The 21,211-nt window shown below is 45.5% G+C and carries 18 protein-coding genes; 16 read left to right on the forward strand and 2 right to left on the reverse strand.

Going from position 1 to position 21,211, the window contains the following annotated elements; translation table 11 throughout:
• The first annotated feature begins 136 nt into the window (after positions 1-136).
• The 10 genes from N179_RS00350 to N179_RS00390 all read left to right on the forward strand — a co-directional run bounded on the left by N179_RS00350 (position 137) and on the right by N179_RS00390 (position 8,486).
• Entirely contained in the window at positions 137-817 is a 681-nt protein-coding gene (locus N179_RS00350) for a DsbA family oxidoreductase (RefSeq protein WP_075641994.1), read from the forward strand.
• Positions 818-856: 39 nt separating this feature from the next.
• Positions 857-1,846, forward strand: a complete 990-nt coding sequence (gene lplA / locus N179_RS00355; RefSeq protein WP_023467375.1) for a lipoate--protein ligase — start codon at positions 857-859, stop codon at positions 1,844-1,846.
• A gap of 50 nt (positions 1,847-1,896) precedes the next feature.
• Positions 1,897-2,784, forward strand: a complete 888-nt coding sequence (locus tag N179_RS00360; protein WP_023467377.1) for an SDR family oxidoreductase — start codon at positions 1,897-1,899, stop codon at positions 2,782-2,784.
• A 124-nt stretch (positions 2,785-2,908) separates the two neighbouring features.
• On the forward strand, positions 2,909-4,456 hold the full coding sequence (locus N179_RS00365; RefSeq protein WP_075641995.1) for a fatty acid--CoA ligase family protein: 1,548 nt from the start codon (positions 2,909-2,911) through the stop codon (positions 4,454-4,456).
• A gap of 66 nt (positions 4,457-4,522) precedes the next feature.
• A complete protein-coding gene (mgsA, locus tag N179_RS00370; RefSeq protein WP_023467379.1) occupies positions 4,523-4,957 on the forward strand; it encodes a methylglyoxal synthase in 435 nt (144 codons plus the stop codon).
• Positions 4,958-5,053: 96 nt separating this feature from the next.
• Positions 5,054-5,209, forward strand: a complete 156-nt coding sequence (locus N179_RS17010) for a hypothetical protein (RefSeq protein ID WP_023467380.1) — start codon at positions 5,054-5,056, stop codon at positions 5,207-5,209.
• A 134-nt stretch (positions 5,210-5,343) separates the two neighbouring features.
• Entirely contained in the window at positions 5,344-6,006 is a 663-nt protein-coding gene (locus N179_RS00375) for a response regulator transcription factor (RefSeq protein ID WP_023467381.1), read from the forward strand.
• The gene (locus N179_RS00380) at positions 6,003-7,397 is read left to right on the forward strand and encodes a HAMP domain-containing sensor histidine kinase (protein WP_023467382.1); all 1,395 of its coding nucleotides are present in this window, start codon (positions 6,003-6,005) and stop codon (positions 7,395-7,397) included. Before N179_RS00375 ends, N179_RS00380 begins: the two co-directional genes overlap by 4 nt.
• A 110-nt stretch (positions 7,398-7,507) precedes the next feature.
• Complete coding sequence (locus N179_RS00385) at positions 7,508-7,981, forward strand: competence protein ComK (protein WP_035398461.1); 474 nt, start codon at positions 7,508-7,510, stop codon at positions 7,979-7,981.
• A gap of 97 nt (positions 7,982-8,078) precedes the next feature.
• Complete coding sequence (locus N179_RS00390) at positions 8,079-8,486, forward strand: hypothetical protein (protein WP_023467385.1); 408 nt, start codon at positions 8,079-8,081, stop codon at positions 8,484-8,486.
• Between the two features lie 42 nt (positions 8,487-8,528).
• On the opposite strand, the gene N179_RS00395 is transcribed toward N179_RS00390, so the two are convergent.
• Together N179_RS00395 and N179_RS00400 are read right to left on the reverse strand one after the other, a co-directional pair.
• Positions 8,529-8,870 carry a hypothetical protein gene (locus N179_RS00395; protein ID WP_023467386.1) on the reverse strand — a complete coding sequence of 114 codons (342 nt, stop codon included), beginning with the start codon at positions 8,868-8,870 and terminating at the stop codon, positions 8,529-8,531.
• Between the two features lie 60 nt (positions 8,871-8,930).
• Positions 8,931-9,308: a truncated hemoglobin gene (locus N179_RS00400; RefSeq protein ID WP_035398458.1), complete on the reverse strand. Its 378-nt coding sequence runs from the start codon at positions 9,306-9,308 to the stop codon at positions 8,931-8,933.
• Between the two features lie 137 nt (positions 9,309-9,445).
• On the opposite strand from N179_RS00400, the gene addB reads away from it, so the two are divergent.
• The 6 genes from addB to N179_RS00430 all read left to right on the forward strand — a co-directional run bounded on the left by addB (position 9,446) and on the right by N179_RS00430 (position 21,125).
• Entirely contained in the window at positions 9,446-12,877 is a 3,432-nt protein-coding gene (gene addB, locus N179_RS00405) for a helicase-exonuclease AddAB subunit AddB (RefSeq protein ID WP_075641996.1), read from the forward strand.
• Positions 12,874-16,425, forward strand: a complete 3,552-nt coding sequence (addA, locus tag N179_RS00410) for a helicase-exonuclease AddAB subunit AddA (protein ID WP_075641997.1) — start codon at positions 12,874-12,876, stop codon at positions 16,423-16,425. The genes addB and addA overlap by 4 nt, the downstream gene beginning before the upstream one ends.
• 194 nt (positions 16,426-16,619) lie before the next feature.
• Positions 16,620-16,997 (forward strand): response regulator, encoded by a 378-nt coding sequence (locus tag N179_RS00415; RefSeq protein ID WP_023467390.1) that lies wholly within the window; start codon positions 16,620-16,622, stop codon positions 16,995-16,997.
• Positions 16,978-19,521, forward strand: coding sequence for a HAMP domain-containing sensor histidine kinase (locus N179_RS00420; protein WP_083639871.1), 2,544 nt, complete (start codon positions 16,978-16,980; stop codon positions 19,519-19,521). Before N179_RS00415 ends, N179_RS00420 begins: the two co-directional genes overlap by 20 nt.
• Positions 19,522-19,605: 84 nt before the next feature.
• Entirely contained in the window at positions 19,606-19,986 is a 381-nt protein-coding gene (locus N179_RS00425) for a DUF1516 family protein (protein ID WP_023467392.1), read from the forward strand.
• A 140-nt stretch (positions 19,987-20,126) separates the two neighbouring features.
• The gene (locus tag N179_RS00430; RefSeq protein WP_023467393.1) at positions 20,127-21,125 is read left to right on the forward strand and encodes a class I SAM-dependent methyltransferase; all 999 of its coding nucleotides are present in this window, start codon (positions 20,127-20,129) and stop codon (positions 21,123-21,125) included.
• Positions 21,126-21,211 lie beyond the last annotated feature (86 nt).

Genomic DNA, 21,211 nt, shown 5'->3' on the forward strand with positions numbered 1-21,211 from the left:
CTCATCAAGGAATCAAGATCAATATGATCTTGATTCCTTTTTTGCATATTCGTATTGGCGCGGGCGGAAAGATTGCAACTCTGTCTAGAGGCGACTATGCTTAATGTATGAAATTACACAAAAGGAGAGAACACAGATGAAAGTAGAAGTATGGTCGGATTACGCATGTCCGTTTTGTTATATTGGGAAGCGTCGCTTAGAACAAGCGATTGCGAACGAAAAGTTAGATGTCGAGGTCGAATTCAAGAGCTTTGAACTCGATCCAGATGCACCAGCAGTACCGACACAAGGCTTATACGAAATTCTTGCGTCAAAATATGGAACGACTCTCGAGCAAGCACGGAATATGTCGCAAGGTGTCGTTGATACGGCACGTCAGGAAGGTTTGTACTACGAGATGGATCGTGTCATCCCAGCCAATACATTCGAGGCTCATCGTCTGACTCAATTCGCTAAAAAACATGGTAAGATGAATGCAGTATCAGAAGCCTTGTTTACAGCGTATTTCATGAATGGAGAAGATTTGAATGACCCAGCCATTTTGACACGGATCGCAGTAGATGCTGGACTTGCTGAAGCAGACGTCACAGCGTTTCTTGCGTCAGAAGAACTGGCGACAGATGTTCGAGAAGAAGAAGCGATGGCACAACAACTCGGAGTTCGTGGTGTACCGTTCTTCGTCTTCGACCGGAAATATGCGATTTCAGGCGCACAACCAGTGGAAGCATTCGAACAAGTCTTCGCGAAGATCCGCCAAGAACAAACACTTGAAGTCATCGCTGAAGGTGATGCGTGTGGTGTTGACGGCTGTAACTGATCACATTATGATTCCATCACAAAGGAGCACGAAACCCTTATGAAATTCATCTTCCATCCTGAGATTCGCGATGCGCGAATCAATCTCGCTGTCGAAGAATTCATCTTGAACAACCTGAACGTCAATGAAGAAGACTATTTCTTGTTTTATATCAACGGTCCATCGATCATCGTCGGAAAAAACCAGAACACGAACGAAGAAGTCAATTTGAAGTATGTCGAGGAAAACGGGATCCACGTCGTCCGTCGTCTTTCAGGTGGTGGCGCTGTGTATCATGACGAAGGAAACTTGAACTTCAGTTTCTTGACAAAAGATGACGGTGATTCGTTCAACAACTATAAAAAGTTCACGGAGCCAGTCGTACAAGCGCTGCATAAACTCGGTGTCGAAGCGGAGCTATCCGGACGAAACGATATTCATGTCGGAAGTCGGAAAATCAGTGGGAATGCCCAGTTCACGACGAAAGGACGGATGTTTAGTCACGGTACATTGATGCTCGATTCGAACATCGAAGAAGTCGTCAATGCGCTTGTCGTCAGTGAAGAAAAGATGCGCTCTAAAGGCATTAAATCGGTCCGAAGTCGTGTCGCGAATATCTCGGAATTCCTGTCAGAACCGCTGACGATGGAACAATTCGTCGATCATCTCCTTGCTTCGATCTATGAAGGAAAAGAGATTGAACGGTATATCTTAACCGAAGAGGACTGGGATAAAGTACGTGCCATCTCAGCAGAACGTTATGGCAACTGGGAGTGGAATTTCGGAAAATCGCCGAAATTTGATGTCATTCATAAAAAACGCTTCCCGATTGGTACGATTGATTTCCGGCTGAACGTCAAAAAAGGCATCATTGAAGAAGCGAAGATTTATGGCGACTTCTTTGGTGTCGAGGATGCAGAAGAAATTGCGCGGGCGCTCGAAGGTTCACGCTATGATCGCGCGTCTCTTCGCGAAGTGCTCGGTCGGTACGAATTGAAAAAATACTTCGGCGCTGTCGAACTAGATGAAGTGCTAGACGTTTTAGCGTAAGTCTTTATGGGAAAACTCCTTCTATCAACTGCATAGGGGGAGTTTTTTTCATGGGCTATAATAAAGATAATTTTTTAGAAGGTTCGTTGACGGACTTTATTGATTTTGAACGGATTTCAGAAGGATTACCAAAAACGGAGGATGAACAGCCGTTACCATATTATGAGCGTGATGATTATAAGGCAGCAGGAAAATTAGAAGGAAAAGTCGCGATCGTCACGGGCGGCAACTCTGGAATCGGGCGTGCTGTCTCAATTGCTTATGTCCGAGAAGGAGCAAAAGTCGTCATCGCCTTCTACGGTGATCAAGAAGGAGCGGAAGAAACAAAAGCACGACTTGAGGAATTAGGCGGCGAAGTCCTACTTTCTAAAGGGGATATCGGAGATGCAGATTACTGTGAAACACTCGTCCAAAAAACAATCGATCGTTTCGGTCGCTTAGATATCATCGTCAACAATGCGAGTATGCAAAAACCAGAAGATAGTCTGAAGGACATCACAGACGAGTCGATGGAAAAGACGTTCAAGACGAATATCTTCGGAATGATGCGTCTTGCCCGTGCCGCGCTCCCGCACCTTTCACTCGGTTCTGCCATCATCAATACGACATCGTCGACGGCATACGAAGGAAACGCGCTTTTGATTGACTATTCTGCGACGAAGGGTGCAATCGTCAGCTTCACACGAAGTCTTTCGATGAACTTAGCGAAGGAAGGCATTCGTGTCAATGCTGTCGCACCGGGTCCGATCTGGACGCCGCTCATCACGGAAACGTTCCCGCATGAATCAGTCAAGACATTCGGGAAAAATACACCGATGGATCGCCCAGGGCAGCCGGCTGAGATGGCATCAGCATATGTTTTCCTCGCGTGTAACGATTCAAGTTATATGACAGGACAAGTCCTTCACTTGAATGGTGGCGTCATCGTCAACGGTTAAAAAGAAACTCTGTGAAAACGTTTCCAAAAAGTGTTACACTATCCATACGGTCGCTTTTGACTACGTATGGATTTTTTTTACGTAAAAAATGAATAGTCATTCATTCGAAAGGGGAATTTTGCTCATGCTTGGATTGATTCAATCCGTCGAAGAAACCGCTCGAACACATCCGGATTCAACGGCGTATGTGTTTGAGGACACGCAAGTCAGCTATCGTGAATTTGTCGAGAAGTTTCATCGGGCAGCCGGCGCACTCGAAGCGAACGGAATCCGAAAAGATGATCATGTCGCGCTGATTTTAGGGAATAGCCCAGCATTCCTAGTGGCATATTACGCCATCATGAAACAAGGGGCAATCGCGATTCCAATCAACCCTACATATACACCGGATGAAATCGGGTATATCCTGATGAACGGTGATGTGAAGGGGATTTTAGGCATTGCACCACTCGTCGAAGCTGCAAAAGATCGTCTCGTGCATTTACCGAATCTCAAGATTGTCGTCTCTGTTCCTTACGCGGATCAGGAAGGACCAAACGAAACACATCAACAAGTGACGTTCATCACGCTCGATCGCTGGCTCGAAATCGAACATCCCTTGACCGAAGTGACGAATGAACTGGACGACATCGCTGTCATTCTTTATACGAGTGGAACGACAGGAAAACCAAAAGGTGCGATGTTATCCCACCGTAATCTGACGTCGAATGCGCGCTCGATTGGGGATTATCTACATGTATCCAGTAACGACCGGACACTTGCCGTATTACCGATGTTCCATGTCTTTTGTTTGACGGTCGTCGTCAATGCGTCACTCGCACATGGAGCGTCAATCATCATTGCTTCACGTTTTTCACCACAAGAGACGTTTGAGTTAGCGAAAAAAGAACAGGTGACGATTTTTGCGGGTGTACCGACGATGTATAATTTTTTACTGCAAACCGTGAAGGCTCATCCGGAATATGCGACCTATTTTGAATCAACACGTTTGTTCGTCTCAGGGGGAGCGAGTCTTCCAGTGCCGCTTCTTGAAGCATTTGATCGAACATTCCAATGTCATATCCTCGAAGGATATGGTTTATCGGAAGCATCACCCGTCACTTGTTTCAATCCGGTCAATGGTGTTCAAAAACCAGGCTCGATTGGAACATCGATCGTCGATGTCGAAAACAAAGTCGTCGATGAACTCGGACAAGAATTACCAGATGGTCAAGTCGGAGAATTGATCGTTCGGGGACCAAACGTCATGACCGGTTATTACAAGATGCCGGAAGAGTCGCAAGCGACGTTACGCGATGGCTGGTTATATACGGGTGATTTGGCTCGTCGAGATGAAGACGGGTATTTCTATATCGTCGATCGCAAAAAAGATATGATCATCGTCGGTGGGTACAATGTCTACCCGCGTGAAGTCGAAGAAGTCCTCTATCAGCATCCGAACGTCATCGAAGCCGCCGTCATCGGCATACCGGATGAGGAGATGGGCGAAGCTGTCAAAGCATTCGTTGTTGCTCGTGAGACGATGACGGAAGAGGAAACGCAGGCGTTCTGTGCTACATCACTCGCGAAATATAAATGTCCGACACAGATTGAGTTCATCGATCAATTACCTCGTAATACGACCGGGAAGATTTTACGGACCGTGTTGAAGAAACAACCGACGAATTCATGACTGTCTCAAGAACTTCAGGTTTCTGAAGTTCTTTTTCTGTGCATAGACAAGAAGGAGGGGATACGAATGAATATCGCTTTGATTGCACATGATGAGAAAAAGGATGAGATGATGGGCTTTACACGGGCTTACGCCGCATTCTTTAAGAAAAATACATTATACGCGACAGGAACAACCGGACAACGGATCATGGAAGCAACCGATCTGCACGTCCATCGCTGTAAGTCAGGTCCGCTTGGCGGAGATCAGGAAATCGGAGCGCTGGTAGCACAAGGAAAAATCGATATCGTGATTTTTTTACGCGATCCACTGACGGCCCAACCGCATGAGCCGGACGTCTCGGCACTCATTCGATTATGTGACGTATACGATTTGCCGCTTGCGACGAATGTCGGAACTGCTGAAATTTTAATCAATGGACTCGAACAAGGACAATTTGATTGGAAGGAAATCATTCGAAAACGCCATGAACTGGAACAACAAAAGTTTTTAGACGATTAATTTCATGAGAACGCTTCTCATTTTCGTTTGAGCATGATATAGTCAGTTTGAGGATGATACTGATTATCAATTGCGATGGAAAAGGTGGCGAAGAAAATGGAGATTCTATTAATGACGGGTGTAACGGTATTGCTAGGAGGCGGCGTTGGATTTTTGACGCACGTCGTAAAAATGGAACGTCGTCAACAGGCAACACCTGTGACTTCAAAGAACGAGCAAGTAGCGTATCCAGCGCTCCGTCTCGTCAAATAATAGAAAATTTATGACTTCGCCTTTCTTTTCTTTTGAAAAGAAAGGTTTTTTTGAATTATTATCCACTCTCCCATAATTTTGCGGAATTCCTTTGATACACTGAAACAAAGCACATTAGTCGAGGAGTGAGAGCCATGCATACAATCTATTTAGTTGATGATGAAGTGAACTTGAACCGTGTACTCGTGAAATATTTGGAGCAAGAAGGATGGCAAGTGAAATCATTTACGTCTGGTGAGGCAGCGGCCTCTGCCATCGTTGAAAAGCCTGACTTATGGATTTTAGACATCATGCTACCGGATATGGATGGTTTTCAATTGATTAAACGGATCAAGGCACATGATGAGACGACACCTGTCATCTTCATCTCGGCTCGGGATGAGGACATCGATAAAATCATTGGTCTTGAGATGGGATCAGACGATTACATCGCAAAACCATTCCTTCCGCGAGAACTCGTCATCCGCGTCAAAAAGATTTTGGCACGAACGTATGCGACACCAAAGAGTGGTGTCATCCAATACGGCGATTATATGATTTATCCAGAGAAACGAATCATCGAAGAGAATGGTCAAGAAATCGATTTGACGTCGAAAGAGTACGATTTGTTGATTTTATTCGCTACACAAATCGGGACGCCGATGTCACGCGAGCAGATTCTTGTCAGCGTCTGGGGTGACGATTATTTCGGTTCAGACCGAGTCGTCGATGATCTCGTTCGTCGCGTCCGTAAAAAATTATCGAAGCTTGAGCTCGAAACGATTTACGGCATCGGTTATCGCTTGGTGTCTGCATGAAAAACCGCAGTCTCGGATTCCAGATTTGGGCGATGTTTCTGCTCGTCATCGTCACGCTTTCTGCGGTCATTCTCCTGGTCATCCGTTCATCGATTGGAAATTTCATCGATGAACAGGTCTATGCGACACTTGAGAATAGTGAAGTCTTCTTCTCGAAAGATGCTTCTGTCATCGAGATGTTACAGGATAATCCGATCGAATTCGACCGCCGAAAACAGGAGTCTCGTTCTGTTAACATCTTACTCCTTTCTAAAAACGGCAAACTCTACTACGGTGGAGCGCCACAACAACTGATCAATCAGATGTACCGTGATGCAATTGATCAAAAGACCGTTACAGCAAAGTATACAACTCGTCTTGATAAAGAAGACGTCTATTACAGTATTCGAAAAATCGAGGTTAGCGGCGAAACCTATTATCGTGTCTCTTATGTTTGGGATGCGTATCGGCAAGAACTGATTACACAGTTGTTCTCGAAAATCGGATTCGTCGTCATCATTGGGAGTATCTTTACGTTATTCATTGCCTTTTGGTTAGCGCGACGTTTGACACATCCACTCGTTGAGATCGAGGGAGCGGTTGGGAAAATTGCGGCTCAAAAGTGGGACACACCACTTCCGCTTGACCGTGGGGATGAGATTGGACGACTCGCACGATCGGTCGATGCGATGCGAATGGATCTTGAAAAACAAGATAAGGCACAAAAATCATTACTTCAAAACATCTCCCATGATTTGAAGACGCCGATCATGGTCATCCGAAGTTATGCCCAGTCTATCTCAGACGGGATTTATCCTGATGGTGATTTGACCGGATCCGTATCCGTCATTGATGAAGAAGCGGAACGATTAGAGAAAAAAGTCGCGGCTTTACTCTACGTCACGAAGCTCGACTATTTCGAGCTCGATCGTTCGACGTGGGACAATGTTGACATCGACCGGATGGTGCATCTGTTGAAAAATCGCTTTTCCGGGACGAAGTCACTCGAGTGGCATGTCAGTGGGGAAGCAGGAATCGTTCTTGGTGAAGGAGAGCAGTTGCGTGTTGCGCTCGAAAATGTCATGGACAATGCGATTCGTTATGCCGAAACACGAATCGATATCCGATTGTCCGGAACATCGGATCATGTTCATATTGAAATCGAAAATGATGGACCACCGCTTGACGCCTCCTCACCACTGTTCCATCAATTCTCACGTGGTAAGGAAGGGAAGTTCGGTTTAGGTCTTTATATTGTCAAACGGATCGTCGAGCGTCATGACGGGACGGTCGCAATCGAGAATCGCTCTGCGGGAAATGGAGTCGGAAAAGTTTGTGTGATTTTTAATTTTCCAAGGCACTTCATCGAACAAATGGAGAATCAAAATGAAAGTAAGACAGAGAAATATTAAAAACGGGATCTTTGGATCTCGTTTTTTTCATTAGGAAATAACTAGCAGGACTAAACAACATAACTGATTATTTGATATAACCAATGTAGTCCAGGAAGGGAGCGAAGAATATGTCATACCCAGTTACGGAAGAAACGTTAGCCTTGATCCCGCAATATGGTCAGTACGGAGAGCCGCAGACACTCGTTATCAAGGAACATTCTGAGAGCATTTTAGATGGTCATCCGATTAAATTAATTGAAGAATCCTGTTTGTATTTTGGTTCGTCGATGCGTGGAAGAATTGAAGCAGCGCGGCATATTCTTGGTCCGAACCGAAAGACACCTGTTTTAGTGGATTGGCAAGCACAGACGATTTTCTTTCCAACGACCGCAAAAGAAAAGGCAGAATGTATTTGGATTAATTTTAAACAGATGAAGACTGTTCAGAAAAAATCGGGAAAAGTACAAGTCGAATTTCAGACCGGGCAATGTATCGATACGGATGCCTCGGCATACAGCATCGAGCGACAACGGATTAAAACGCTGGAACTGGCGTATGAAATGCAACGTCGTTTTCAATTGCCGGAGTTTAAGAATCGGTGAAAAGTGGAAACACATAACAGGAATCTTACTTACGTAAGGAGAAACAGTAGAGAGAGAAATCATAGGGAGGTGAAGCGGTAACTTTTACCGCGACACGATGAATGAATCATACGAATGGTTAAATCGCCGAAAACTACAGCCTGGATTTGGTGCGACTGGAGGCAGACGCTTTATCAGTTCCCGCATCGTACGTCCGGAAAATACACCGGGTAAACGAATCAAAGGAATTAAACGGGCACGACAATTGGTCGTCGATGATGCTGGAAATCGCCGTTGGGTCACGAAACGCATCGTCGTGACGGATGCTGCGAAACACGTCACGATGAACCGTCGGACATCTATCGCCTTGAAGGAGACGAATGAGTCGCGCCTAGAGCAAGTCAAACAAAAACTAGCATCTAACAAAAAGGTCTTATTACCGATCTTAGCGGCAACAGGGATCGCTGTCGCAGGTGGGGTCCTTGCTTACGTCCTTCGTCGGAAGAAAAAACAATCTGATCAATAAAAATAAGCCGTTCTCCAATCGGAGGACGGCTTATTTCATGCATTACAAGAATCGTTTTCGTAAAGAAGTCGAGAGTGCTTTTTCTGCGATTTCTTCTAGTTCCGTCAAGTTTGTCGGATCAAAGCTATCATTGTAGAAACGACCTACGAAGTCGACACGGTCGTAATCGAGTTCCTTGAAAATCAAGTGTTTATGGTCGTCATAAAAAACGACACGATAGTAATCAGATCCGCGTTCAAGGGTTACGAGACCTTTGATGTGATCCAATTTTTTTTGTTCTTCGGTTTGCTCTTCCTCGAGCGTGTCATCCTCGTTCGTCGATGCTTCGGCTTGCTCGATCGCATTCTTTACGAGTTCAGGTCGTTGTTCTTGTTCTTCCGTCATGTTTTATCGCCTCCATTTATTATTTTACATGGAAATGGACAGATGAGAAAGAAAAATCCCTCAGTCCATCTGGTGTGCTTCACAAACGCGTAGTACATTCATCGCGCCAATTCGTAATCGATCGAGTAGTTGAAGTCGTGCTTCTTCATTTGGAATTGTATCAAGAGCAGCTACTTCCATCAGTTCCAACCAACGGATGGCATGTTCTTTTTGAATCGGTAATAACCGGTGAATCATCGCTAAACTCGCCGGCGGTTGATCCGGGTCGCGCGGTCCCCCTGTCAATTGGGTCAAGAAGACGAGTTGTGCCTGTTCGACACGTTGTCGATCGTCAGGGAACAACGGTCGCAACAGTGAATCATGGTAGACTTGATGATAGAACGAGCGAACCAAGGATGTGAGTACATGCTCGCCTCCGATGGTTTCGTAAAGTGACAAGGAGCATCACCTGCCTTACATAGGATGTGTCCTGATTATAGCAAATTTATACGTAGAAGACATGCGCCAAAAACAGTACATTTGTTCTTGTTTGTGAGATACTAAGAGTAAAGAAAAACGAGGAGGAGGTTTTCTTGATGAACCATATGCATATTGGTCGTGCCGGTAGTGGGAAAACGACACAATTGATCGAGCGCGTCGTACAAGAACTCGAGCAACGACCATTAGGGGAGAAGATGTATTTCATCGTTCCAGATCAGATGTCATTTGAAATGGAGCGGCGGATTGCGACAGATGAACGGATAGCAGGTCTTGTTCGTCTTGAGGTCATGAGTCTACGGCGCTTTGCGTTTCATATTTTACGCGATTACGGGAATCAAGCGATTCCATTTCTTGATGAGACGGGGACACAGCTATTACTGCGACAGGTCGTTGAGGAATCAGAAGACGAACTGAAGATTTTTAAACGAACTAAAAACATGCCAGGATTTTTCCAAGGACTTGATGAGCTCATTGCGTCGTTTAAACGTTCGTTGATTGAGCCAGACATGTTGCGTCAAGTGAGTGATCGCTCTCTCGAACGGTCACCGAAATTAAACGACCTTGCGTTGATTTATGAGCGCTTTACGGAACGAATTGTCGATAAAGCACTCCATGCAGACGATTACTATACGACGTTACTCGAATTACTTCCCAAAGCGCGACTTGATCAAGCGACGATCATCGTCGACGGATTTTATGAATTTTCGCTCCAGGAACAACAAGTTTTACTCGCCTTGATGCAACAAGTGGCTGAAATGCATATTAGTTTTACAATGGACGCAACGGATCCTTATGCGAAACAAACTTCTTTTGGTGTGTCTCAGCGATGCTACATGCAGTTGATCGGTCAAATGCAGGAGCTGTCGATTCCATACGAAGAAATCTTGTATGATCAACCAATCAAGTTTCAATCAGAAGGGCTACGACATTTGGAGCAGGCCTTGTTGAAGCCGGGATATCCTCCTGTCGATCATGACATTGACGGCTTTCAGATGACAGCTGCAGTTAACCGTCAAGTTGAAGCAGAATCAGCCGTGCGGAAAGCGATTCAACTCGTTCGACAAAAAGGGTATCGCTTTCATGAGATGGCATTCGTCGTGCGACATCTTGAGCCGTATGCGGATCACTTGGAACGAGCCTTCCACATGTATGATGTTCCATATTTCTTGGATCAACGTGAGTCGATGGTTCATCATCCGCTTGTTGACTTGATTCAATCCGCTTTAGACATCGTGACATCAGGTTATCGGGAAGAAACAGTCTTTCGTTTACTGAAGACGGAGCTCTTGCCGATTCCCGCAGAAGATGCGCGTCTAGCGCTCGATCGTTTCGAGACGTTCGTGCTCGAACGCGGCATCAAAGGATCGATGTGGCAACAACCGTGGCAATTAAAGCGACGCTTAGCAGAGGAAGTTCGCTTAACGGAAGAGGAGCTTGCGCAAGAAGAAGAACTGAACCATTTACGAACATTCGTCGTCGACTTGATTGAACCGTTGCACCGTAGGTTAAAGCAGGCGAAGACGATGAGCGCGTATACGAAAGGTCTTTATCAATTCCTCGAAGAACAAAAAATTGCAGAGCGTTTAATGGAATGGCGTAAGCAGGCACTAGAGCAGGATCAGTTACTTGTTGCCCGAGAACATGATCAAGTATACGAAGCGATACTTCATCTATTCGAACAGCTAGAAGCTGCTGCGCCTGAGCATACGTTATCGACGGAGCTGTTCGTTCAGATGGTCGAGACAGGACTTGAGAGCCTTCGTTTTGCACTTGTTCCGCCATCGCTCGATCAAGTGATCGCGACGGACTATGTCCGTGGACGATTACAACGAGTAAAAGTCGTCTTTTTACTGGGAGCGAATGATGGTCTGATTCCGTTCGTTCAAAATCAATCAAAGTTACTGTCCGAAAATGATCATGACTTTTTACATGAACATGGTATTCCGGTTGGGAAAGCGTCTCTTGATGTGTTTGATGATGAGCTGTTTTACCTGTATCAAGGGATGATGGCTCCAAGTGAAGCCTTGTATGTCAGTTACGCACTTGTCGATGAAGAAGGAAAGGCGCTTCAGCCGGCAGCGATCACCAAACAATTAAAGCGACAACTGTTGCTCGATCGTCCGATCAAAACACACTTTGCAGAAGCTGGGGAACACGCACCGCAAGAACAACTTGATTTTGTGACGAGTCCATATCGCGCGGCAGCAGCGACAGCGATTGAACTCCGGCGTCTTCAACGACGTTATCCGATTCAACCGATTTGGTTCGAAGTGTACAACACGCTTCTCGAAAATGGACAGGGACGTGAACGGATGGGGTTATTCTCGAGTGCCTTGTTCTATCAAAATAAAGCGGAAGCCTTGCCGGAAGGGTTGGCGCATCGTTTATATGGTGATTCACTGCAAGCGAGCGTTTCGCGTTTTGAGACCTATAACGCCTGCTCGTATAAGCATTTTGCCCGATACGGACTTCGCTTACGCGAGCGAAAGCTGTATAAATTTGAAGCACCAGACATCGGAAATCTGTTCCACGGTGCATTAAATGATCTGTCGCTCAGTATTAAAGCTTCCGGACGACACTGGCGAGAGGTCGATGGCGAGACGTGCGGGACACTTGCGAAGGAAGCTGTCGAAAAGGTGACACCGGAAATTCAGAATGCGATTTTGATGAGTTCGAGTCGGTTCGGGTATATCAAGAAAAAATTGACGGATGTCGTGGAGCAAACAGCTAAAATGCTTGTTGAACAAGCAAAACGAACAGATTTTGAACCCGACTTATTTGAAATCAGTTTTGGGAACGCGACGTTCCCACCATTACGCTTTACGTTACCGGATGGAACAGAAATTGAATTCACGGGTCGCATCGACCGGATTGATCAGGCGACGATCGGTGATCAGCTATACGTTCGAATCATTGATTACAAATCGAGTGCTCGAGGACTGGATTTTGCGGAAATCTATTATGGGCTTGCGATTCAGATGTTGTTGTATTTGAAGACGGTCGTGGAGCAGTCGGAGTTGCTCTATCAGCGGCAGGCAAAACCAGCTGGTGCGTTATATTTCCACGTCAAAAACCCGATGTTACGGGGCGATTTATCGGCTGACGAAGAAGAGCGCAACCAACTGTTACTCGAGTCCTATCAAATGCAAGGCGTCATTCTCGAGAATGACGAGGTACTACGAGCGATGGATCATATTGCGTACGATGAACGAAAAAAATCACCGCTCGTCAAAGTGACATTCACAAAAAACGGACTGCATAAGACGCAGACGAAAGGTGTCGTACAAGAGGAAGATTTATCAGCGCTGATGGATCATGCATGGGAGGCATTAAAAGACAGCAGTCAAGATATCTATGATGGGGATATCGCCATCAATCCATTCGATTATCAGGAACGGACACCGTGTAGTTTTTGTGAGTATCGTTCAGTCTGTCAGTTCGATGAATCGCTTGGGAATCAGTATCGCCCATTAAAACCGATGTCTGAAAAAGAGGTACTGGAACGGTTGAAGGAGGAAGAAGAATGAGCGTGCGTTGGACGGAAGAACAACAACAAGCCATTTCAGCTAGAGGTGGACATATCCTCGTCTCAGCGGCAGCGGGATCAGGGAAGACAGCGGTCCTCGTTGAACGGCTGACGCAACGATTGATTGATCCCGAAGATGAGCTGTCGGCTGATCGGATTCTCGTCGCTACCTTTACGAATGCGGCAGCACGTGAGATGAAGACGCGGGTCATCGAGGTCATGGACCAGCGCATCAAAGAGGCACCTGATGATTTGTATTTGAAAAAACAGCGTCAATTGATGAACCGGGCACAAATTACAACGATTCATTCGTTCTGTTTGTCGATTCTGCGCGAGAATTATTACCGGATTGGTTTAGATCCTGCGTTTCGAATTGCCGATGAATCTGAATTACTGTTATTGCAAGACGATGTCTTAGAAGCGGTCTTTGAGTCCTTTTATGCTTCTGAGGACCCGGGATTCTATGATTTGATTGATAGTTATACGTCAGATCGCGATGATCAAGCGATGCTGACACTGATTTCGAATCTCTATCGGTTTTCCCGTTCCTTACCGGATCCGGAAGCTTTTTATGCACATTTAATCAGTCAGTACGATCAGCCGATTGACCCGGATGATTCTCCACTCATGCAACGACTAGTCGAATTAGAGTGGGAAAGTCTCTCGAATGTATTAGGACGTTACCGAGAACTTGCTTTTGAGCTGGAGCAGTCTGGTTATACGGAAATGGGACAGATGATGCTTCAGGACATTGCTCCTTTTACCTCGCTTGAGACGTCGGCACGCCACTGGTCGATGGTTGCGCTTGCTTTTCAAGCAGTAGAGTTCGGTCGCTGGAAGAGTCCACGCGGGGATGAAGGAATCAAACCGTTTCAAGCAGAGCGGACGCGACTCGTAGCGGAGTTCAAGAAAATGAAAGAGCTGTTCGTCCAAAAGACTGGTGTTGATTACTTGGAGGACTTGCGGTCGCAGCTTCGACACGTGGAGACGATCGTGACACTCGTACGTCAATTTGCAAGCGATTATCTCGAAGCGAAACAACAACGTGGTATCGTCGATTTTTCGGATCTTGAACATTTTGCATTAGAGATTTTGACGGACGAAGGACACCCGTCAGACGTGGCAAAACTTCTGAAGGAACGCTTCGTTGAAGTACTGGTCGACGAATATCAAGATACGAACGAGGTTCAGGAACGCATCATCCAATTGGTCTCGAAAACGGATGAGGCGACAGGAAATCTATTCATGGTCGGTGATGTCAAACAATCCATCTATAAATTTCGTCATGCAGAGCCAGGATTGTTCCTTGAGAAATTCAAACGATTCCAACAGACCGACGTTGGAACACGAATCGATTTAACAAAAAACTTTCGGAGTCGTCTTGAGGTGCTGGATGGAACGAATCAAATCTTCCGCCAAGTGATGGATGAGACGGTCGGGGAGATTGATTACGATGAAGCCGCGCACCTTCGACTTGGGAATCTGAGTTATCTCGAATCGGAGCAAGTGGCACCTGAATTACTTTTGATTGATCCACTTGATAGTGAAAAGGAAGAGGTTGAAGCACGAGCAATTGCAACGCGAATTTTAGAACTCGTTGATTCGAAGCATCCACATCTGATTTACGATGCGAAAGCGAACCGATTCCGAACGTGTGAATACCGCGATATCGTCGTCTTAGCACGGTCGCGTGGTAAGCGTGTCCAAGCGCTTGTCGAAGTGCTCGAACAGTATGAGATTCCGGTCTATGCGGATACGACGGGCGGATACTTCCAAGCGACGGAAATTCAAATCATGATGGCATTGCTCAAGACGATCGATAATCCGCTTCAAGACATCCCATTCGCGAGTCTGTTACGATCGCCGATTTTTGGGGTGGCAGATCGAGATTTAGGACGGATTCGAGCAAAACAAAAAGAAGGAAGCTTTTATGAGGCAGCGCTCGCAATGGCGGCAGAGGAATCATCACTCGGAATTCGAATGGATGAAATCATCCGTCAGATTCAATCATGGCGAACTGAAGCGCGTGGGAGTGCCCTACCTGCCTTCATTCGATCGCTCTTTGATCAGACCGGCTATTTTGAATACGTCGGCTGTCTCGCCGGAGGCAAAAGTCGTCAAGCCAACTTAAACGCTTTATATGAGCGAGCGAAGCAATATGAGACGTCCGGTTATCGTGGTCTCTATCGTTTCCTTCGTCTGATCAATCGATTAATTGAACGAGGAGAAGACTTCGCAGAAGCCCGTTCGCTTGGAGAAGACGAGGACGTCGTTCGCATCATGACAATCCACCAATCAAAAGGACTCGAGTTCCCCGTGACGATCGTCAGCCAATTGACGAAGCAATTCAACAAACAGGATCAAATGCAGGCGATTCAGTTGCATAAGACGTATGGTATTGCCCTGGATGCGATTGATCCGATTCGTCGTTTGCGATCTGGGACACTCTTAAAAGAAGTCATCCGCCGGGAAATGGATCGAGAGATGAAGGCAGAAGAGATGCGCGTCTTGTATGTTGCGATGACTCGAGCGAAGGAAAAGTTGATTCTCGTCGGAACAGTCAAGGACTTAGAAAATCAAATGACGACTTGGCAGATGACGCCACCAGATGAAGTCTTACTACCTGAAAATGACCGGCGCCAAGCGAAGAGTTATGCGGAATGGGTCGTTCCGGCAGTCTTACGCAGTGGTTTACTACGTCCGGATGAGACGGATTGGTCGCTTCGTGTGATGTCGTTAGAGGAGTTAGCACCGTATCAAGAAATCTCAACACTCGTGGAGCAACTTGAACACGTCCAGAAGCTTGAAAAAATCGATGTGCCGATTAATTCGCAAGTCAAAGAAATCGTCGAAGCGGCATTTTCATATCAGTATCCGCATGCACTTGCGATAGAGACGGCAGCAAAACAGACCGTCACGGAACTGAAGCGGGCGGAACAGCTCGAACGTGCAGCATTCGAAACGACATATCGCCAGACGACGTATTACCGAACGCCGCAATTCCTCGGACCTGTTTTAAGTGGAGCGGAACGAGGGACGGTCTTACACTTAGCGATGCAATTGTATGAACCGGACGAATCGATTTCGCAACAAATTGATCAGTGGGAAGCAACGGAACGCATTACGCCGATTGAAGCGACGACGATGCGGGAAGCGACAGCACAGTTACAAGGGTTCCTCGACTCTGAAATCGGACAATTGTTCAGCGAACGATTACGGACGAACCACGTCTATCGGGAGTTGCCGTTCACATATAAGATCGGGGCATCGCGTTTCCGGAAAGACTGGACAGGTCCAGTGGATGACGCAGTCATGCAAGGAATCGTCGACTGTTTGATTCAGGATGGGGAGTCATATATCTTGCTCGATTATAAATCGGATCAAATCGTCACGACAGAAGTCGGACAGACACCTGCTGATGTGTTACGGGATCGGTACGCAACTCAGTTGAATCTGTATCAAGAAGCGTTAGAAGCGATTCTTCATATTCGAATTTCACGCAAGGTCATCTATGCGTTTGCTTTAGAAGAAACGATTGATTTAATTTAAATTACTGAGACCTTCCTCATCCTCCTACTTTAGGTAGAGATGAGGGAGGTTTTAGTATGGGTCGAAAGAGGGATGAAGAAGAAGGAGGTAAAATCAGTTTCTGAAGTGATTTCCGTTTCTTATTGTGAAGGAACTGTGTAAAATAAAGAAGATATGTCACTTTGATGATGGATAATTTTGGGAGGTTTTAATAGATGGCGCGTATTTTATTAGCAGAAGACGAAGATGTCTTACGCATGTTAGTACTCGATACACTAGAAGATGAAGGATATACGATTGACGAAGCGACGGACGGTGACGAAGCGTATCAAAAAATCATGAACGCTGAGTATGATCTCGTTTTACTCGATTACATGATGCCTGGAATGACAGGGATTGAAGTCATCGAAAAAGTCCGACAACATCCAGATAAGCAACACTTAAAAATCATGATGTTGACGGCTAAAAGTCAACAATCAGACCGCGAACGAGCAGAAGAAATCGGAGCGAATTACTTTTTCTCGAAGCCCTTTAGTCCGTTAGAACTGATTGATGTCGTGGGAGGAATACTGAGTGATCACCAAGTGGATTAATCGAAAAATCGGACGTCAACTCATGGCCTCCTTTTATGTCGTATTAGCTACATTGATGATTTCATCATTGATCGTCTACAACTACACCGATACGAAACTGCAGGCGACTCGGGCGAAATTAGAAGATATCCGTGACCGGAGTGCACGTGCGGGTGCTTTATGGGAAGAGTGGCAGGATGTCCAGTTCAACATGCGCGGTTATGCCTTGATGGGGAATGGTGATCTATACAATCAAGTCATGGCTCAACAAGATAAGATTGATCAGCAAACAGAATGGTTCGAAAAAAATGCGATTTATGATCAAGGAAAGGCATTCGCCCAGTCCTCGAGAGAATTGTATGGTTATTATTTCGATGCGATTTTGCCGCTTATTCAATCGTATGTCGAAGCGAAAGAATCTGGAGATGTCACGGAATCCTTCTTAAAAGGAACAACACTTGCTGAACTGCCACTTGGTCAGCGATTATTAGCTGAAGGTAAGATTCAATTAGATGCTCAAGGAAACATTGATGTACTCTCGGAAATCAATAAGAGCGAGCTAGCACTCGGCGGTTATCGTGAATTTTTAGAGGATTGGGCACAACGGACGAGTGACCAACTGGAACGGGAAATCCGGACGACACAGCTGATTTGGTTAGCGAATATCGTCGTCTTACTTGCCGTCTTGATTTTCTTTATTTATCCGTTTATCCGCCGCATCACGATGGAATTATTATCTCTCGTCAAGAACAGTCAACGGCTTGCGAACGGTGAAGATGTTTCGAGCGTCAAAGTACCGAATCGTAAAGATGAAATCGGAATTCTGGCGTTATCCTTCAATCAGATGGCAAGTTCAATTTCCGAGAACAAGCAGCATTTATTAGCGAAAAATGAAGAATTACAAGCGCAACAGGAAGAATTGCAAGCACAGCAGGAAGAATTACAAGCACAGCAAGAAGAACTCGAAGAAGCATTAGAGCTGACGATGCGGAATGAGCAACATCTGCAGTATCGGAATGATTTGACAGAAACGCTCGCGGCGCGTGAGTCGTTGACTGCTTATCCGGAAATCATCGAGAAGCTCGTCACGATCACGGATTCTGAGATTGGTGCATTAGTATTTGTTGATGAAGAAGATAGTTATTCTGTCGTTACGTATGGAATGACGGATGAATTGGCAGAACAGCTGCTTCAAAACGATGCGTCTCTCTTAAAACGAGCTGAGTCACTAAAGTCACCTGTTCATTCTTCTAAACAAGTCGCAAGCAATCATCCATTGCCATATCCGTACTATATGTACGAAACAGCTGTACCGATTCTCGACCCCACTGCAGATGACATCATTGCGTACATCTACCTTGTCCGTTACCGCGATCAGTTTACGAACGAACAGATGCGTGATGTCATGTCCTTCTCCCGCCAATTATCGCTATCGCTTTTACGGATGCGGCTGTTTGACGAGATGACGAAAGAGAAAACGAAGACGGAGCGGATTCTCGATTCGATTCGAGAGGCCGTCATCTATCTTGAACCGGGTAAAGAAGAGGTCTTCGTCAATCGACCATTATACGATTTATTCCCGGAGTTGCGTTACGATGTCCAGACTGAACAGGAGACATTGCAAACGTGCTTAGAAGTCATTCGATCCGTCGTCGACGAACCAGAAGTCTTTAGACGTTATGTTGATGCAGTTCTGCGTGGAGAATTACCGACTGATAGTTTACAGTTCTCGATTCGAAACGAAACGGTATTCATTCAATTTTATGTCGAGGTGATCCACATCCATCACGTACATAAAGGAACGATGCTCGTCATGCGTGATGTGACGAAAGAGACTGAAATGGATCGTTTGAAATCAGAACTCGTTTCAACTGTCTCTCATGAACTTCGGACGCCACTCTCTTCGATTTACGGATTTACAGAACTCATGCTCAACCGAGACATCGAAGAGTCGCGCCAAGATCGATATTTGCGGACGATCCATTCCGAAACGGAACGTCTTGCGAATCTCGTCAATGATTTCTTAGATGTCCAGCGCATGGAGTCGGGCACACAATCGTATAAAAAAGCATCCGTGAACATCTATACGATTGCTGAAGAAACGACACAATTTTATGCGGCTTCGACACAGGCTCATCGGATTACGTTCCGTCACGAGGGAAATCAGTTGCCTGTCATTGAAGCAGACGAAGAAAAAATCAGACAGTTGCTCAATAATTTATTGAATAATGCGGTGAAATATTCACCATCTGGTGGTGCGATCGATGTCGTACTCACGACATCACTTGATCAAGTCATTCTTCAAGTTCGAGATGAGGGAATCGGGATTCCAGAACAATCGCTGAGTCGTCTATTCGAAAAGTTCTATCGCGTCGATAACTCGGATAGTCGAAAAATTGGTGGGACTGGTCTAGGACTAGCTATCTGTAAGGAAATCGTCACGGGTCATGGTGGAGAAATTCATGTCGAGTCAGTCGTGAAGGAAGGTAGTCTTTTTACCGTCAAATTCCCACTTGTCCAGTCTACACATGTGACAATCTCCTGAAAAAACCATATATCAACAAAATAACACTAGGTGTTCGTCCTGAAATCAGATACGATGAAATAGGAAAAGAAAGGAGGAAATGAAATGCCAATCACAGCATTCGTTCACACACACGTCTTACTTTGGGTACTTTTATTGGTTACGTTCTTCGTCGCTTTTTCGATGTACAAGAACAACAAAAAAGCTGCAAAAGGGATTCATATGGCGTTCCGTCTGTTGCTCTTATTGACGTTCGCGACAGGTCTTTATCTGTACATCAAAATTATGGGGATGTCTGAAAATCCAGACCCACTCTACCATGCGAAGATTACACTTGGCTTATTGTCGCTCATCTTCGGAGAGTTGACACTTGTTCGACTTAAAAAAGGAAAAGCTTATTCCGGTTTCGTCATCGGATTCATCGTGCTCGTCCTTGTGACAGTATTCCTAGGCTATTCACTCCCATACGGTATGAAATTCTTCTAAGTTCATGCGGGATCAAAGAGTCCTTTTCGACCTCATAGGTTGAAAAGGACTCTTTTTGTCATGTTCGTTAGTAATTTTTGTTTACAAGTGGTTGTTATTTGGGAAAAGGGATGTATTAAACAGTAGAGAGGGGAACGCTTGTGGCACAGTTGAAGGAATGGACGAAAGTTTTCCGAGCACGAAAATGGATGAAACGCGCAGAACCGGTGTTACCACTTTGGCATGGGTATATCGGTTATAAATATGGATTATTCGATGCTCTTCAAACAGGAGCAACACAAGCAGAGGCACAGCTACGGATGCAGCGTCCGCTGACACAGGAAGCGTTATCCCGCTGGTTCGAAGTCGGCGTTGCAGTCGGTCACTTGAAGAAAAAAGATTTACGCTATACAGCGACTCGCCATGTTCTTCCGGAACTCTCTCAATCAGACGATCGGAGTATCGGATTCATGTTATCGGAAATGATGGAGTTGCACTTGCCAGCACTATTCTCTTATCCTCAATTTTTAGAAGAGGGTCAACAAAAGACTTTTAATGGAGAGGAACATGGAGACATCGTAGCTGAAACTTCAGCTCTCGTTGAGACTGTTGCTTTCCCAGCAGTACGCCATATCATTCGGAGTCGTAATCTGACCTCACTACTTGATATTGGTTGTGCTTATGGTGGGTATCTCCGTAAAATCCATGAGGCATTGCCGGACTTACGACTTGCCGGAATCGATATTGAAGAATCCGTCATCGCAGAAGCAAAACGACGAGATACGAGCGGAGAGATTGATTTTGTCGTTGGAGACATTAAAACGTTTGATGTGAAAGAGACATATGACGGTGTCATGATGAATAATATTTTGTATTACTTCCCGCAACCGGAACGCCTTGCACTATTAAAAGGAGTTCGTCGTTTCGTCAAGGATGATGGAACAGTCATTCTCGTCACACCATTACGTGACAGTTCACATGGTGCACCTTTCTCAGCAGCATTCAATGCCTTCATGACGTTGCATGAGAATCTGTATCCATTACCAAGTAAGGAAGAATTGAAAGAAGATCTAACGAAAGCTGGGTTTGAAAACATTTCGATCACACCATTCTTAAAAGAAGGTGCCTGGTATATCGTCACTGCAAACGCCACTTCCTAAGCGAAGTCTGGCGTTTTTACAGTTAGAAGACAGTTCAAATTTGTTGCTTTCACTATGTGCTTAGTATAATAGTTGAAACGATGAGA

It is taken from the genome of Exiguobacterium indicum HHS 31 (assembly GCF_001939065.1).
GTDB lineage: Bacteria > Bacillota > Bacilli > Exiguobacteriales > Exiguobacteriaceae > Exiguobacterium_A > Exiguobacterium_A indicum.